This is a genomic window from Bacillus sp. TH13, from assembly GCF_016651175.1.
In the GTDB taxonomy this organism is placed as follows: Bacteria; Bacillota; Bacilli; order Bacillales; family Bacillaceae_G; genus Bacillus_A; species Bacillus_A thuringiensis_S.
The window spans coordinates 4,179,539-4,193,240 of record NZ_JAEKEJ010000025.1 but is presented as its reverse complement, the minus strand read 5'-3'; the positions used below and the strand labels follow the sequence as shown (position 1 = coordinate 4,193,240).

Here is a 13,702-nt window from a genome sequence, read left to right as displayed (position 1 = left end):
TCATTTTTTATTGTTTACATATTCAATATGTAATAGTTAAACGAAAGAAAGCTTTGAGCTTTTTTACTTATCTCACCTTTTCATCTACATACTCCATAAACTGCTCCGCTTTAATAAATCTTTCTTTGTACGCCTCAGGTACTTCTTCTACTGTTATCCCGCCACTCGATTTCGTTTTTACTAACACAGTTTGATATGACATTAATGCCTCCATATATTGTTCATACTCTTCAGGAGTTAGTACTTCTTTACTAGATTTATGGCCATTTAATTTATCAAAATACGGATGAAGCTCCATTACTACCTTTTTCAATTCCTCTTTTTTAGCTGGTGATAATTGATCGTAATCTATATTACCGTTCGAATCTCCGTACGCAAGCTTTGCACTAGTTAATTTTTTCATTTCTTTTGTAAACTCTTCATATTCCTTCGTACCCATTTCATCTTTCGCTTCTGATAATTTTGCATTAAAACGCATATACGTTTCTAATGTCATTGCTCCGGCATGTTTTTTTAAATTCTCAAAAGATCCGTATATACCATCCGCCATAATAGATTGATACGCAAAACCAGTCGTCGGGATTAAAAGAGCTGCTGCAAGCACTCCTGCAATAAGATGTTTCTTTCTCTTACGCCCTCCTTGATTCATTTTAATTTGAACGATTACTTTTTCTTTTAACTCCGGCGGGGCAACAATCCCCTTCGCTTCTTCTCGTATAGATTCTCTAACTCTACAATCTAAACTCATTTCACATTCCCTACCTCTCCTAAAAAGATTTCTTCTACTTGCTCTTTTTGACGTAGTTTCTTTAATGCCGAATGAATTCTAGATTTCACAGTACCAATTGGAATATGTAATATTTGTGCTACTTCTTCTTGTGAATAATCGTGTAAGTATCTTAAGATAATAACTTGTTTCAATTTATACGGTAATTTATGAATGAGTTCAATTAGTTTTTTGTTTGATATTTTACTTACAACATCGTTAGAAAAATCAATTTGTACTGGTTTTCTTTGCTCTTCTGCTTTTTTTATAATGCGTAGTCGCATCCACCTCTTTCTTCTATAAGAGTGAATTTGTTTAATCGCAAGTCCAATTAGCCAAGGACGAAATGGCTTCTCACTATCATACTTACGAAGCGATTCATATAGTTGTATGTATATTTCTTGAACGACATCATCTACATCTGTTTTATCTTCAATTAAAAAATGTGCTGTTTTATATACTTCTTGAATCGTTTTATCATACAATTCGCTATACGCTTCTTTATTTCCTGATAAAGTCAATTGGATTAAATTTGTATACACTGTTTCATCCTTCACATACCATCCCTCCTTTGTCCTACACTATATATTGGCAAGTAATTACTATTTCGTTCGATTTTTTAAATTTTTTTATATAGATTAATATAATGATTCAATATGTACATAAGCTTCACTTATAAAGTCGCATAACTATTATATAATTTCCCAATTTCTAATGAACATTTAAAATGTTTTATATAGTCAAATTTAGGAGGACATATAATGAAAGCTATCGTTGTAACGTCGTTCGGTGGTCCTGAAGTGATGAAATATACAGATGTGGATATACCCGCTATTTCAGAAGATCAAGTTTTAATTCGTGTTGTTGCTACTAGTGTGAATTTCGCCGATATTAAATCCCGTTATGGTAAAAAAGGAAATAAAGCACTACCTTTTATACCAGGGATAGATGCCGCTGGTATTGTAGAACGTGTCGGTTCTCAAGTGAAAAATATTCATCCTGGACAACGTGTCATTACTTTTCCTCAAAATGGATCTTACGCAGAATACGTTGTCGCAAACGAAAACCTTACTTTCGTTTTACCTGATGAAGTCGATTTTCAAACTGCAGCTGCTTGTCCGATTGTATCTTTTACAAGCTATAATTTACTCGCAAATGTTGCAAGGCTTCAACAAGGCGAGTCTGTACTCATTCATGCTGCGGCTGGCGGAATTGGTACAACAGCTATTCAACTTGCAAAACGATTAGGGGCTGGAACCGTTATTGGTACTGTCGGAAGTGAAGTAAAAAGAAAAATAGCTTTAAATGCTGGAGCTGATTATGTTATTTGTCACCAAGATGAGGATTTTGTAAAGAAAGTCAACGAACTGACAAACGGTGAAGGGGTTGATGTAATTTTAGACTCTATTTCTGGAACGGTTTCAGAAAAAAGTTTAAATTGTCTCGCTTATTATGGTCGCCTCATTCATTTCGGTAATGCTAGCGGTGAAATTGGTAATTTCCAAACGAAAGATTTACACGCAAGTTGTCGCTCTATACTCGGTTTTAGCTTTGGCACTACACGAAAAAAACGTCCTGAACTACTCCAAGAAACTGCAAATGAAGTTTTCCGTTATTTACGTGATGGCAGTCTAAAAGTAAAAGCAACGAAATCTTTTCCGCTTCAAGATGCAGGGAAAGCACATGAATGGGTCGAAAGTAGAAAAAGGACAGGGAAAGTAATACTAACTGTTCAGTCCTCTTCCTGAAATGAATACTTGAAACCGAGGTGTCATTCATGGGATCACGAATTATGCATGCTATTATCGCTATCAAGATTGCCGAAAAACTATATATCCAAGATAAAACTTCTTTCATACTTGGAGGTGTAGCCCCTGATGCGGTTCATTCAGCAGAAGAAAAAGGAACTTCACACTTTTACGCTGGTACAACGAAAAACTATACGAGAAGGATAGATTTCAATTCTTTTTTTCAAAAATATAAAGCTCATATGGATTCCCCTTTTCTCTTAGGCTATTACACCCATCTCATTGCCGATGACAATTGGCTAAGCGGCTTTTTTCTACCTTGGCTAAAAAATAGAATCGAAAATGACGAAACGATCGCACCCCTGTACTATAACGATTTTAAATTATTAAATGCAAAGTTGCTTCATCATTACGATACAGAACAGCAACTCTTCTCTCTTCTCAACCAAGAGGCTCACATCATGGATATTGAAGAAGTTTCTAAAGAAAACGTTTTTTCTTTTCGAAAGTATCTTTTTGAAGATATGTTGTATCCGGAGCAAAATTTGCATGAAGACTTACAAGTGTTTACGTTTGACCAAATCGTTGGTTATATTGAGACAGCCATTGAAAAAGGCGTATTTTATATTAATCAATTCTCTAATGAAAAATCCACTTCAAACATGTAATCCCCCTCAATATATTTGAGGGGGATTTTCACATAGTAATATTACTATTTGTTCTTTTCCATAACCGCAAAATAATTCCCTTCGCTATCAGCAAAGTTAAATACTTTACCAGAAGGCATAGTTACCATTTCTCCAACAGTAACATTTTTATTTTTTAAATCTGCATATAATTGATCCAGATTTTCTGAGAAGAACATTAAGGACGGTGTACCAAGATTTAATTCTGGGCTCATTTTCGAAATAACTTCTTTATTATGTAGTATAATGCTCGTTTCAGCACCATTAGTCGGAGCGATTTCAATCCATCTCATTCCTTGCTTGTTATCTTCCTCTGCTACTACATGAAACCCTACCTTTTCCGTCCAAAAATTTACTGCCTCATCTTGATTATTTACATACAGCATAATTTGTCCAACTTTATGGATCATTTCATTTCCCCCTAATGGTTTTTTATATTCTATGTAGGTTTCCACAGGTGCTATCGTTATTCCTTTTGAGTTGGTATGTACTTCTTTGCAAAATTTATCGACTGACTCATCCCATCCAGTTCGTCAAAATAATCATTTCTTTCAATCATGTTATATCCGTCGAATCCAATTTCATCTAATACTTTGAAAAATATATCGAAATCCACTTCACCATTTCCTACTGCTACTTCTATATACTTACTTGAACGATCGCTTTTCACTTCTTTACAATCTTTAATATGAGTTTGTACTATATAATCTTTTAATAGTAATAAACTTTCTTCCGGATTTTCATTTACATCACTTATTAAATTTGCTGGGTCAAAGTTAACAGCTAGTCCTTTCGAGTTTACAGTTTCTAAAAATTGTTTTAATACTATTGTTTTTTCAGATCCCGTCTCAATAGCAAAGACTCCCCCAAGTTTGAATGCTAATTCCCCTATCTCATAACAAACCCGTATCATTTTATCATAGTACTCACTTTTTTCATCATCTGGAACTTTCCCAATATGAGCTGTTATTATCTTTGCTCCCAGCTCCAAACCTCTGTCAGTAATATATTTAATCTGATCTATTGCACTGTCAACTTCTGTTCCTGTAATTCCATTTTCTCCAAAACTAATTGCTAATGATGGAATCTTTATTCCATTAAAAGATAAGCTTTTCTTTAAAGCAGTCCATTCTACCACTGGAATATTAGCTAAGTTGAAGTTTTTATTCATAGCATATAATTGAATATATTCTAAATCCCATTCCCTTGCTTTTTGTATTCCTTCGTTTACTTCAATATATTTCGTATTCAAAAACATTCCTAATTTCCTATCCATATATGTACCTTCTTTTTATTATTTCGCATCAATTTAATATTCGACTTTTTTTATATTACTTCCTTTTACATATGTTGATTTAAAAAATGATGATAGATACATTTTAATAACCATTAATAAACCTCCTTGTATTATTCAATTGCAAATAAAAAAGACGTAACTACAAATAGTTACGCCTTCCCCATTATTTATCTAGGCTTTTTCTTCCCAGTAAATGCTGGTTTCTTTTTCTTTGGTGCTTTCGGTTTCGTTTCTACGAATGATCCGTTGAACATTTCTTGCTTCGTAAATACGATGCCTAGTTTTTTCGCAAATTGCAGTAATTTACGTTCTTCTTGTTCTGTTACAAGAGAAACTACTGTTCCTTCTTTACCCATACGTCCAGTACGTCCTGAGCGGTGAATGTATTGGTCTACTGTGTCTGGTAACTCTAAGTGAATTACATGTGTTAAATCATCAATATCGATACCGCGTGCTGCAATATCAGTAGCAAGGAGAATCTCTAGTTTCCCACCACGGAATGCACGCATCGTCGCTTCACGCTCTTGCTTACTTGCTTCTGCATGAAGAGCTGCTGCTTTCATTTTACGGAATTGCAATTTCTGAGTAATTTCATCTAAACGGAATGGGTCATTTAAGAAAGCAACTGCTTTTACATCGCCCATATGCATAATTCTTCTTACGTAATCATTTTTTTCGCGTCGCTCACAAATGATATACGTATGTTCAACTAAGCTTTTTGACTCTGCACGTGTTATACGCACTAATTGTGGTTCAACTGCTAAATCGCGTGCAGCATCTTCTGCCGCTTTTGTAATTGTCGCCGAGAAGAATACTAATTGACGATCTCGCATTGTAGATTTAATTACATCTTGTACTGCGCCCATCATCTTTTGTTTTACAATTTGATCAAACTCATCAAATACAATCGTTTTTACTTCATGCATCTTTAACTTTTTCATTCGAATTAATTCTAAAATACGTCCTGGTGAACCGACAATTACTCTCGGGTGTTTCTTTAATTTTTCAACTTGGCGCTTAATATCTGCACCACCAATTAAAGATGCCCCTGAAATTTCAGTTCCTGCTGTAAACTTTTGAACCTCTTCATGAATTTGCATGACAAGTTCACGTGTTGGTGCTAAAACAACAACTTGTGGCTGTTTTACTTCAGGATTAATTTTATGTAAAAGGGGTAATAAGTACGCTAATGTTTTTCCTGTTCCAGTTGGAGATTCAGCTATAACGTCTTGTCCTTCTAAAATAGTTGGAATCGCTTGTTTTTGAATTTCAGTTAATTCTTTAAAACCAGCCTTCTCCCAAGCTTCTTGTAAAAATGGTTGCATATCTTTTATCATTTGTTTTTCTCCTTTATCTCTATTTTTGAAGAAAATGCTGTATTGTTCGCACCGTTTCTATCATGTGTGAAATAACAGCTATTAAATCATCAACATGGTCTTCTGTAATCGCTTTTTGAAATAGAACCTCTACCTTATTATGATATGAAATCGCTTGCTTATTATATTCGTATGAAACTTTCTGCATAATCATTCTTTCTTTTCCCCATATAGAACGCATTAAAGTTTCAATTTCTTCGCATCCTACTTCTGGTTGTTCTAACGGGAATGAAAATGCTAGCTTCATTTCACAACCTGGTGTAAACTGAGGCACTTCTAGTATTTCACCAGACAAGTTCTTTGCATCCACAGATAATGAAAATGTTGCTTCTACTAATGGTTCAAACGGTTCTGTTAATTGAAATGAGATATGATATATACGACTTAATGAAGCAAGGTCCATCATATCTTTTCGATCTGTTACAAGAATATCTCCATGTAGATCAAAATCATACACAGCACCTTCTACGATTACTTTTAAATTGTCAAAAGCAGTTGGATCAAACATAATTTCCTCCAAAAAACAGGCGCCTTTCGATGGAAAGGCGCCACTTGATGTATATATAGTTTACAGATAAACGAGATGAATTACAACCTTTTAGAATAAACCTACTGCTTTTCCATCTTCATTTACATCCATTTGAAGTGCTGCTGGTTGTTTTGGAAGACCTGGCATTGTTAACATTGTACCTGTTAACGCAACGATAAAGCCTGCACCGATAGATGGTTTTAACTCACGAATTGTAACGATAAAGTCAGATGGACGACCTAATTTTGTTGCATCGTCAGAAAGAGAGTATTGAGTTTTCGCCATACAAACTGGTAGGTTACTCCAACCTTCTCCTTCATATTGAGCTAATTGCTTACGTGCTTTCGGAGCAAATTCAATATCTTTTGCGCCATATACTTTTTGAGCAATTGTACGAATTTTTTCTTCTAAGGGTAATTCTAATTCATAAAGTGGTGCGTAGTTGTTTTCACCTTTTTCGATTTCTTTTAGTACTTTTTCAGCAAGATCAACTCCGCCTTGGCCACCTTTCTCCCAAACTTCTGTTAAGGATACTGCATAGCCACGCTCATTACACCACTCTTGTAAGTATGTAACTTCTGCATCTGTATCTGTAATGAATTTATTAATTGCAATTACGAAAGGCACACCGAAGCTTTGAATTGTTTCAACATGCTTCTGTAAGTTTTCCATACCTTTTGCTAATGCATCTACATTTTCTTCTTTTAATTGATCTTTTGCAACGCCGCCATGCATTTTAAGCGCACGAATAGTCGCAACAATAACAACTGCTTCTGGTTTAATACCAGCTGCACGGGCTTTAATATCTAAAAACTTTTCAGCGCCTAAATCAGCACCGAATCCAGCTTCTGTAATAACATAATCACCTAATTTTGCTGCCATTGTCGTAGCGATAACACTGTTACAACCGTGAGCAATATTCGCAAATGGTCCACCATGAATAATAGCTGGTGTATTTTCTAACGTTTGTACTAAGTTTGGCTTTAATGCGTCTTTTAATAATAGCGTTAACGCACCTTCTACACCTAAATCTTTAACCGTCACAGGTTGATTTGCAAAGTTATAAGCAACTACGATGCGAGATAGACGTGCTTTTAAGTCTTGAATATCTGTTGCAAGGCAGAACACGGCCATAATTTCAGATGCTACTGTAATGTCAAAACCGTCTTCACGTGGTACACCTTGTACAGGTCCACCAAGACCAATTACTACATTACGAAGGGCACGATCATTTAAGTCAACACAGCGTTTCCAAACGATTTTACGCGTATCAATTCCAAGTGTGTTTCCTTGTTGGATATGATTATCAATAAACGCTGCTAATGCGTTATTAGCAGTTGTGATCGCATGGATATCTCCAGTAAAGTGAAGGTTAATGTCTTCCATAGGTACTACCTGTGAAAAACCACCACCTGCTGCTCCGCCTTTTAGTCCCATTGTTGGTCCAAGAGATGGTTCGCGAAGTGCAATTACTGTTTTCTTACCAATTTTATTAAAAGCTTGACCTAAACCAACTGTTACTGTTGATTTACCTTCTCCAGCTGGAGTTGGGTTAATTGCTGTTACTAAAACAACTTTACCGTCTTCCTCATCTTGTAAGCGCTTAAAAATATCAAGAGATAACTTACCTTTATAATGCCCGTATGGCTCTAATTCATCTTCTAAAATATTTAAATCAGCTGCAATTTCTTGAATCTTCTTCATACTCGCTTCTTGTGCGATTTCAATATCGGATTTCACTGTTGTAGTAGTTGTCATATACCCTAGTCCCCCTTTAATTGGTTCTGATGATATTGTATCAGTTTTTTGTATTTTCTGCACTTATTTACCTCCTAAAAATTCTTTCATTTCTTTATACGTTTTTTAACATAAATACCCATAAGAATGTTAACGATTGTTGTAACTCTGTAGGTAGTTGACCTAGCATCTTCTCATTTACTCCGCGCTTATATACGCCGATGCCATCTACAACTTCAAAACCTTGTTCTTTCGCTAACTGTTCAAATTCCCAAGGCATCATCGTATTACAAACAACGTCTTTTCCATACAAGCGAGGATAACTGTTCTCTCGTGGCTTTGCTGTCGGTCCTAAAATTGCAATACATGCATATCCATCTTTCTTTAACACACGCTTTATTTCATTTAACGCTCGTAATGGCTCTTCCGTCCATTCTAAAGAATTAATTGCCATAATTGATTCAAATTGCTCATTTTCAAATGGTAATGCAGAAAGATCTCCTTTTATAAAAGATAAATTCGGTCCTTCTCCGCGCTCCTTACCTTTTTGAATCATCACTTCCGATAAATCTACTCCCACTGCTTTATAGCCTGCGCGACTTAATTTATATGTACCGTAGCCATCACCACAACCAACATCGAGCACTTGTGCTTCTTTCTTCACGTATTGTTCAAAAAACGGAATAATTGTACTTCTGCTACCACTGTCCCACATCTCTTGACTATTTTGATTCCAAAACTCTGCACTACTATCCCATTTCTTCTCCGCTGACTCGTGCCAATTAAATTTCGTCATACATTCCCCTACCTTCACGTATTATCATTCATTTCATTCTACATCATTTTCCAAAATTCCTGTTTTATCCCGCTTGCAGTAAGACACCTACCTCAAAATTCAATGGATGCGGACCAGTTAATGGGAGAGAACTGCTCATAAAAATCCAATTGTTGCTGGCTGATAATCAGTCGTGATGTAAAAAATCCCGCACTTTATCTTCAATAGGAGATGGATATGTTAACGATGGAATGCGTATTCTCCAATTTTTGCTTTACTTGGGTTTAACTCATACTCATGCTCTTCTCATTTTGAAAGATACTATAGATACACCCAATTGAAAGAGAGGGATGTACATGCGAAGAAAGAGAAATCATCATTTTAAAAGTGGTGAAAAAAACGAAGAGTATGCTGCTGAAATATCACCAGCTGGCATTCCAATTAGACATAAGCGTAAAGAAATTGCAAATGAGATAGAAGGTACAAATACCGGCGCAATGGTAGGCTATGTCGCTTTATTTCTTTCGTTATTCTCCATTGCTTTTTATCCCGTTACGCTCGGCTCCCTAGCAATTTTAGTTGGCCTATTAGCTGTCAATTTCGGAGCAAGAACACTTGGATATACAGCAATTGGTTTTGGTAGTTTTTCTGTTTTATTTACTTTACTTTATCCGCTTGCTTTGTCAGCGTTTTAAAAAAACACACCAAGTTATACTTGGTGTGTTCATTCATGATACAACATAATATGACCGCATCCACAACAATGTTTCGCTGTAATTTCTTGAAACACTGGATAATTTTCTTCATCTCGATGCTCAATAAATACTTTTTCAAATCGATACATGTTTGGTGCATATGCCCAATCTTGTTTCGTACGTGCATATAACGTTGAGGAAAAAAACTCCTCACCACCGCAAACGATACATGTGTTCTTCATCGCTATCCCTCCTATGCTTGTCTTACTTCATCTATATGAACATAAGCATAAAAAAAAGACCTTCTATTACTAGAAAGTCTTCTCTGAAACAAAAAGAAATGTACCAAACATTCCTACTCCGCTATATTCTTTTGAAACACCAGCTTCTGTTTTAAATGTTTGCTTTACAGTCATAAAGAATACACCATTTCGTGCATCTGTACTTTCAAATTGTAGTTTTTCTTTTTTACCATCTACATTTTGCGTGCATTCAAAACTACTCTCATTACAATTCAACGCATACTTATCCTCTACATACACTTTAAAATCTGATTCTTTCGGACAAGTTATAAGTAATATTGCCACGAGAATAATACTTATAATACCCACAATTGTATAATATTTCTTCATTTGTACTCCTTTCAAATGACAAGAAAACTTGACTTCATACGCCAAGTTTTCTTAGTCAACAACCCATTGCCACTCTTGTTCTTTCTTATCAAAAATGAGCCAACCTGTTTCTGTTGCTTCCTCTTTCAATTCATCGATATTATCTAACACCTCATCCGTACTTTCATACGAACCAACTACATATACCGGAATTTCAAGACCTCTTCTTGACTCAATCTTCCCTGCTAGATCTATGTAAAGACCATCTTCCATTAGTGGAATCAGTCCCATGATCAATTCTTTTGAAATTGCTGGGAAAATTTTTGATTTTTGGAAGAAAGAAAAACGTTTCTTACCGAAAGCACCGAGTTTATACGGAATGACTTTACTTAACATTCCTACAAAATCAGCAATTCTACGATAATACACTTTGTTGTACCATCCGTCATCATGTGAAAAATAAACAAATCGATTTTTCAACAGCGGAAAGAATGTTCTTGCAAGTGGTTCTTTTTTGTGAGCCAAATATAATAATTCTGCAATTTCTTTCGGCTCTAATTCATCTAAATCGCTTGCATCATCAAAATCTACCCAACAAAATTCATCAAATTCATCAATCTCTGCTTGAATTAACTTATGTATATTTTCTTCCTCAACATATTCAAATAAAGTATGATAATGAAAATCCGTCCATTCAAAGTTGTGCTTCAAAAGCAACACTTGATGAAGCGGTGAAGGGATGTTACTCGCAAACTCTTTAAACGTAATTCCTGATGTAATAAAACAATGACCTCGACGATTACCATTAATATATATCATATTCTTTACTTGGTCAGATCCTCCAGACAAAGCACCTAGCCACCTTCGTTTTATATGTTTCAATTCTATAGCATATTTTAACATGAAAAATTTTAGAAACATAGAAAAAACTTCAAAAACTATTTACAATTTCATGTGTTTTATTACATAGTGATTACAAGAAAAAACGCCTGCTCATAAGCAGGCGTTTTTAAAGGATTTCATCAGGGTTTTGAGGATGATGATTTCCCTCTTTCTTTTCTTCTTTTTGGAACATCGATTGAATTTTATCAATTGTTTGTGGAGCTAATTCAATCATTTTTTCTGCTAAATGTGTAGCATTTTGTAAATGAAGAATATTTACTCCATCTTTATTCACCACAAGAAATGCTACTGGTGTAATAGAAACACCACCCGCGCTACCGCCACCAAATGCAGCGTTACCGTTTGCTCTTTGTCCATCATTCGTTTGGAAATCAGAACCTCCTGCTCCAAAACCGAACGCTACTTTAGAAACCGTTAACACCACACCACCGTCAGCCGTTTGAACAGGCTCTCCAACAATCGTATTTACATCAACCATTTCTTTTAAATTTTCCATTGCTGCTTTCATTAACCCTTGAATTGGATGATCCACCGTTCATAACCTCCTTTGTCATATCTTTCCTAGTTTTTCCGAAAGTTTGTGAACTAAACATAAAATTTAATATTGATTTCAAAAAACTTAAGTTGTAATATTTAGAAAAATAAAAAAGAGGTCGATTCGTTATGATGCGAAAATTAACAAAGAAAGATCATGAACAAGTATTCCCTTACCTAAAAGAAGAAGCAGCCCTTAACTTGTTTATTATTGGAGATATTGAAGCTTTCGGTTATGACACAGATTTTCAAGAATTATGGGGAGTATTTAAAGAGGATGGAACATTAAAATCAATTTTACTCCGATTCCACGATTCATTTATACTATATAGTAAAGAAGACTTTGTTACCACTGATTATGAGGCACTTCTTTCAGCGTATAAGCCGCTTAAACTATCTGGTAAGTCAACTATCGTAAAAAAATTTGAAACTTCTCCTGCTATTCAACTAGGTGTCAAAAGTGATATGTATTTTTGTGAATGTCTAAATGGCAACAACTTACCTGACACGCCTATTCATGAAACGATTAAACTTGCATCAATAGATGATGTAGATCGAATTATGCAATTAAGAAGTAGCATCACTGAATTCCGAACTGCTCATGAATCAGAAAAAATTTTACGACAATCTATTGAAACAAATACAGGACGTACATATTATATTGAAAAAGACGGTGCAATCATCGCATCCGCCTCTACTTCCGCTGAAAATTCATTATCCGCTATGGTAGTTGGTGTATGTACACACCCGAATTATCGTGGAAATGGATTTGCTTCACTCATACTACAAAAAATGATTCAAGACTTTACGAAAGAAAGCCGAACACTTTGTTTATTTTATAACAATCCAGCTGCTGGACGAATTTATAAACGACTAGGATTTAAAGACATTGGGATGTGGACGATGTATCGATAATAAGAAGTACTCTATAAGAGGAAATAGTCGTAACTTAGTAATACAAGCAAATTACAAAATAACTCACACCGTTATTATGAAGATGGAGAAACTACTTGTAAAGCCGTGCCCCTAACTAAAACATGTCATGTATTCAAGCTAAATTTAGACAGATAAACGCCCCAGTTGCATCTACTCCAGCAACTGGGGCTACATATTTATACTCAATTTCTTTCCACTACAAATAGAAATATTTATGAAACATTTATCACACTTATGTCGCTATTATCTTTCCGTACAAATGCCCTTCTAAATATTACTGCGTCTCATTATACTTTGCTTTAAAATCAATATATTCCTGTTTCACATCTTGGTTATTACCTTGGTGACTATCAAAAGATGTGTGTATTTGTGATATATATTCTACTAACTTACCTTCATCATTTCGCTTCTTATAATTTATTACAATACTTACCTCCAATATCTGCTCTGAACTATCTTTAGAATCTATATGCAATGCGATTGATCCACCATCATATTCATCATATTGTATTTTCAACTTATCATTAACAATACTCTGAAACTCTGATTCATTTAGTTTGTATCCAACAGTACTAGGCTGATCAAACTTTTTTATATCATCCCCGGGCTTCATCTTTAGTTTCCCTATCCCTTTTAAACGATCTACAATTAAGTTCACATATGAAACATCCAGATTCGATTCCGGACTTTGTACCTGTCCATTTTTATACATAATATTGGTACGATAAACAACTTCTTCTTTATTATCTTTGCTGTCTACTGCTGAAGTAACCTCTTGTGTTGTATTTCCATATAAACTTTTATCTTTCGTATTATATATCCCTTCCGAAGTTTGATAGATTGTTTTTCTATGCTCTCCATCTTCCTTTTGCTCATATGTACTATATATACCTCTTTGTTTCACATACGCATATCCATCATCACTAGCGGACATAACCTTTTTCATGTCACCTTCATCCAATGCTTTGACAAATGGCCCATATTCTATCTTCGTCTCCCCAAAACCACATCCACTTAATAAACTTGATACTATTAACAGAACTATCATCATCCTAGCTTTCTTCTTTAACTTCATACTGACACCCCGTTGATTTCTCTAGGCATTTTTA

General features: G+C 35.0%; 17 protein-coding genes. 4 read left to right on the top strand and 13 right to left on the bottom strand.

The window, feature by feature from the left end; translation table 11 throughout:
- Positions 1 to 67: 67 nt before the first annotated feature.
- Both JFU02_RS30060 and JFU02_RS30055 read right to left on the bottom strand, forming a co-directional pair.
- The gene (locus tag JFU02_RS30060; RefSeq protein WP_000050700.1) at positions 68 to 748 is read right to left on the bottom strand and encodes a DUF3600 domain-containing protein; all 681 of its coding nucleotides are present in this window, start codon (positions 746 to 748) and stop codon (positions 68 to 70) included.
- On the bottom strand, positions 745 to 1,323 hold the full coding sequence (locus JFU02_RS30055; protein ID WP_000651123.1) for a sigma-70 family RNA polymerase sigma factor: 579 nt from the start codon (positions 1,321 to 1,323) through the stop codon (positions 745 to 747). The genes JFU02_RS30060 and JFU02_RS30055 overlap by 4 nt, the downstream gene beginning before the upstream one ends.
- Before the next feature lie 204 nt (positions 1,324 to 1,527).
- Here JFU02_RS30055 and JFU02_RS30050 point away from each other — a divergent pair, with 204 nt between their 5' ends.
- Positions 1,528 to 2,514 (top strand): quinone oxidoreductase family protein, encoded by a 987-nt coding sequence (locus tag JFU02_RS30050; RefSeq protein WP_201072052.1) that lies wholly within the window; start codon positions 1,528 to 1,530, stop codon positions 2,512 to 2,514.
- Between the two features lie 29 nt (positions 2,515 to 2,543).
- Complete coding sequence (locus JFU02_RS30045; protein ID WP_000535582.1) at positions 2,544 to 3,182, top strand: zinc dependent phospholipase C family protein; 639 nt, start codon at positions 2,544 to 2,546, stop codon at positions 3,180 to 3,182.
- A 44-nt stretch (positions 3,183 to 3,226) separates the two neighbouring features.
- Here JFU02_RS30045 and JFU02_RS30040 read toward each other — a convergent pair whose 3' ends face one another.
- The 6 genes from JFU02_RS30040 to JFU02_RS30015 form a co-directional block, all read right to left on the bottom strand.
- On the bottom strand, positions 3,227 to 3,610 hold the full coding sequence (locus tag JFU02_RS30040) for a VOC family protein (RefSeq protein ID WP_000581472.1): 384 nt from the start codon (positions 3,608 to 3,610) through the stop codon (positions 3,227 to 3,229).
- 56 nt (positions 3,611 to 3,666) lie between these two features.
- Positions 3,667 to 4,476, bottom strand: a complete 810-nt coding sequence (locus JFU02_RS30035) for a sugar phosphate isomerase/epimerase family protein (protein ID WP_061666633.1) — start codon at positions 4,474 to 4,476, stop codon at positions 3,667 to 3,669.
- A 188-nt stretch (positions 4,477 to 4,664) separates the two neighbouring features.
- Positions 4,665 to 5,834 (bottom strand): DEAD/DEAH box helicase, encoded by a 1,170-nt coding sequence (locus tag JFU02_RS30030; protein WP_000588599.1) that lies wholly within the window; start codon positions 5,832 to 5,834, stop codon positions 4,665 to 4,667.
- A 19-nt stretch (positions 5,835 to 5,853) separates the two neighbouring features.
- Positions 5,854 to 6,381, bottom strand: coding sequence for a hypothetical protein (locus tag JFU02_RS30025; RefSeq protein WP_000460216.1), 528 nt, complete (start codon positions 6,379 to 6,381; stop codon positions 5,854 to 5,856).
- 90 nt (positions 6,382 to 6,471) lie between these two features.
- A complete protein-coding gene (locus tag JFU02_RS30020) occupies positions 6,472 to 8,160 on the bottom strand; it encodes a formate--tetrahydrofolate ligase (protein ID WP_013141915.1) in 1,689 nt (562 codons plus the stop codon).
- A 94-nt stretch (positions 8,161 to 8,254) separates the two neighbouring features.
- Complete coding sequence (locus JFU02_RS30015) at positions 8,255 to 8,935, bottom strand: class I SAM-dependent methyltransferase (protein WP_061666634.1); 681 nt, start codon at positions 8,933 to 8,935, stop codon at positions 8,255 to 8,257.
- A 335-nt stretch (positions 8,936 to 9,270) separates the two neighbouring features.
- Between JFU02_RS30015 and JFU02_RS30010 the strand changes: the two genes are divergently transcribed.
- Complete coding sequence (locus JFU02_RS30010; protein ID WP_001253201.1) at positions 9,271 to 9,609, top strand: hypothetical protein; 339 nt, start codon at positions 9,271 to 9,273, stop codon at positions 9,607 to 9,609.
- A gap of 29 nt (positions 9,610 to 9,638) precedes the next feature.
- Here JFU02_RS30010 and JFU02_RS30005 read toward each other — a convergent pair whose 3' ends face one another.
- From JFU02_RS30005 to ytfJ, 4 genes are all read right to left on the bottom strand, one after another.
- The gene (locus JFU02_RS30005; RefSeq protein ID WP_000798747.1) at positions 9,639 to 9,851 is read right to left on the bottom strand and encodes a hypothetical protein; all 213 of its coding nucleotides are present in this window, start codon (positions 9,849 to 9,851) and stop codon (positions 9,639 to 9,641) included.
- A gap of 69 nt (positions 9,852 to 9,920) precedes the next feature.
- The gene (locus tag JFU02_RS30000; protein WP_000761171.1) at positions 9,921 to 10,241 is read right to left on the bottom strand and encodes a hypothetical protein; all 321 of its coding nucleotides are present in this window, start codon (positions 10,239 to 10,241) and stop codon (positions 9,921 to 9,923) included.
- A gap of 51 nt (positions 10,242 to 10,292) precedes the next feature.
- Complete coding sequence (locus JFU02_RS29995) at positions 10,293 to 11,069, bottom strand: oxalate:formate antiporter (RefSeq protein WP_000014087.1); 777 nt, start codon at positions 11,067 to 11,069, stop codon at positions 10,293 to 10,295.
- Between the two features lie 160 nt (positions 11,070 to 11,229).
- Entirely contained in the window at positions 11,230 to 11,655 is a 426-nt protein-coding gene (gene ytfJ / locus JFU02_RS29990; protein WP_000349986.1) for a GerW family sporulation protein, read from the bottom strand.
- A 131-nt stretch (positions 11,656 to 11,786) separates the two neighbouring features.
- Here ytfJ and JFU02_RS29985 point away from each other — a divergent pair, with 131 nt between their 5' ends.
- Positions 11,787 to 12,572: a GNAT family N-acetyltransferase gene (locus tag JFU02_RS29985; protein WP_061666635.1), complete on the top strand. Its 786-nt coding sequence runs from the start codon at positions 11,787 to 11,789 to the stop codon at positions 12,570 to 12,572.
- A gap of 295 nt (positions 12,573 to 12,867) precedes the next feature.
- Here the strand turns inward: JFU02_RS29985 and JFU02_RS29980 are convergent, their stop codons facing one another.
- Entirely contained in the window at positions 12,868 to 13,668 is an 801-nt protein-coding gene (locus tag JFU02_RS29980; RefSeq protein WP_201072049.1) for a DUF3952 domain-containing protein, read from the bottom strand.
- Between the last annotated feature and the right edge of the window lie 34 nt (positions 13,669 to 13,702).

What these genes read in the sequence shown, in the direction of transcription:
- JFU02_RS30060 (WP_000050700.1), bottom strand. Translation starts at nt 748, where the DNA reads ATGAGTTTAGATTGTAGAGTTAGAGAATCTATACGAGAAGAAGCGAAG.
- JFU02_RS30050 (WP_201072052.1), top strand. Translation starts at nt 1,528, where the DNA reads ATGAAAGCTATCGTTGTAACGTCGTTCGGTGGTCCTGAAGTGATGAAA.
- JFU02_RS30045 (WP_000535582.1), top strand. Translation starts at nt 2,544, where the DNA reads ATGGGATCACGAATTATGCATGCTATTATCGCTATCAAGATTGCCGAA.
- JFU02_RS30040 (WP_000581472.1), bottom strand. Translation starts at nt 3,610, where the DNA reads ATGATCCATAAAGTTGGACAAATTATGCTGTATGTAAATAATCAAGAT.
- JFU02_RS30035 (WP_061666633.1), bottom strand. Translation starts at nt 4,476, where the DNA reads ATGGATAGGAAATTAGGAATGTTTTTGAATACGAAATATATTGAAGTA.
- JFU02_RS30030 (WP_000588599.1), bottom strand. Translation starts at nt 5,834, where the DNA reads ATGATAAAAGATATGCAACCATTTTTACAAGAAGCTTGGGAGAAGGCT.
- JFU02_RS30025 (WP_000460216.1), bottom strand. Translation starts at nt 6,381, where the DNA reads ATGTTTGATCCAACTGCTTTTGACAATTTAAAAGTAATCGTAGAAGGT.
- JFU02_RS30020 (WP_013141915.1), bottom strand. Translation starts at nt 8,160, where the DNA reads ATGACAACTACTACAACAGTGAAATCCGATATTGAAATCGCACAAGAA.
- JFU02_RS30015 (WP_061666634.1), bottom strand. Translation starts at nt 8,935, where the DNA reads ATGACGAAATTTAATTGGCACGAGTCAGCGGAGAAGAAATGGGATAGT.
- JFU02_RS30010 (WP_001253201.1), top strand. Translation starts at nt 9,271, where the DNA reads ATGCGAAGAAAGAGAAATCATCATTTTAAAAGTGGTGAAAAAAACGAA.
- JFU02_RS30005 (WP_000798747.1), bottom strand. Translation starts at nt 9,851, where the DNA reads ATGAAGAACACATGTATCGTTTGCGGTGGTGAGGAGTTTTTTTCCTCA.
- JFU02_RS30000 (WP_000761171.1), bottom strand. Translation starts at nt 10,241, where the DNA reads ATGAAGAAATATTATACAATTGTGGGTATTATAAGTATTATTCTCGTG.
- JFU02_RS29985 (WP_061666635.1), top strand. Translation starts at nt 11,787, where the DNA reads ATGATGCGAAAATTAACAAAGAAAGATCATGAACAAGTATTCCCTTAC.
- JFU02_RS29980 (WP_201072049.1), bottom strand. Translation starts at nt 13,668, where the DNA reads ATGAAGTTAAAGAAGAAAGCTAGGATGATGATAGTTCTGTTAATAGTA.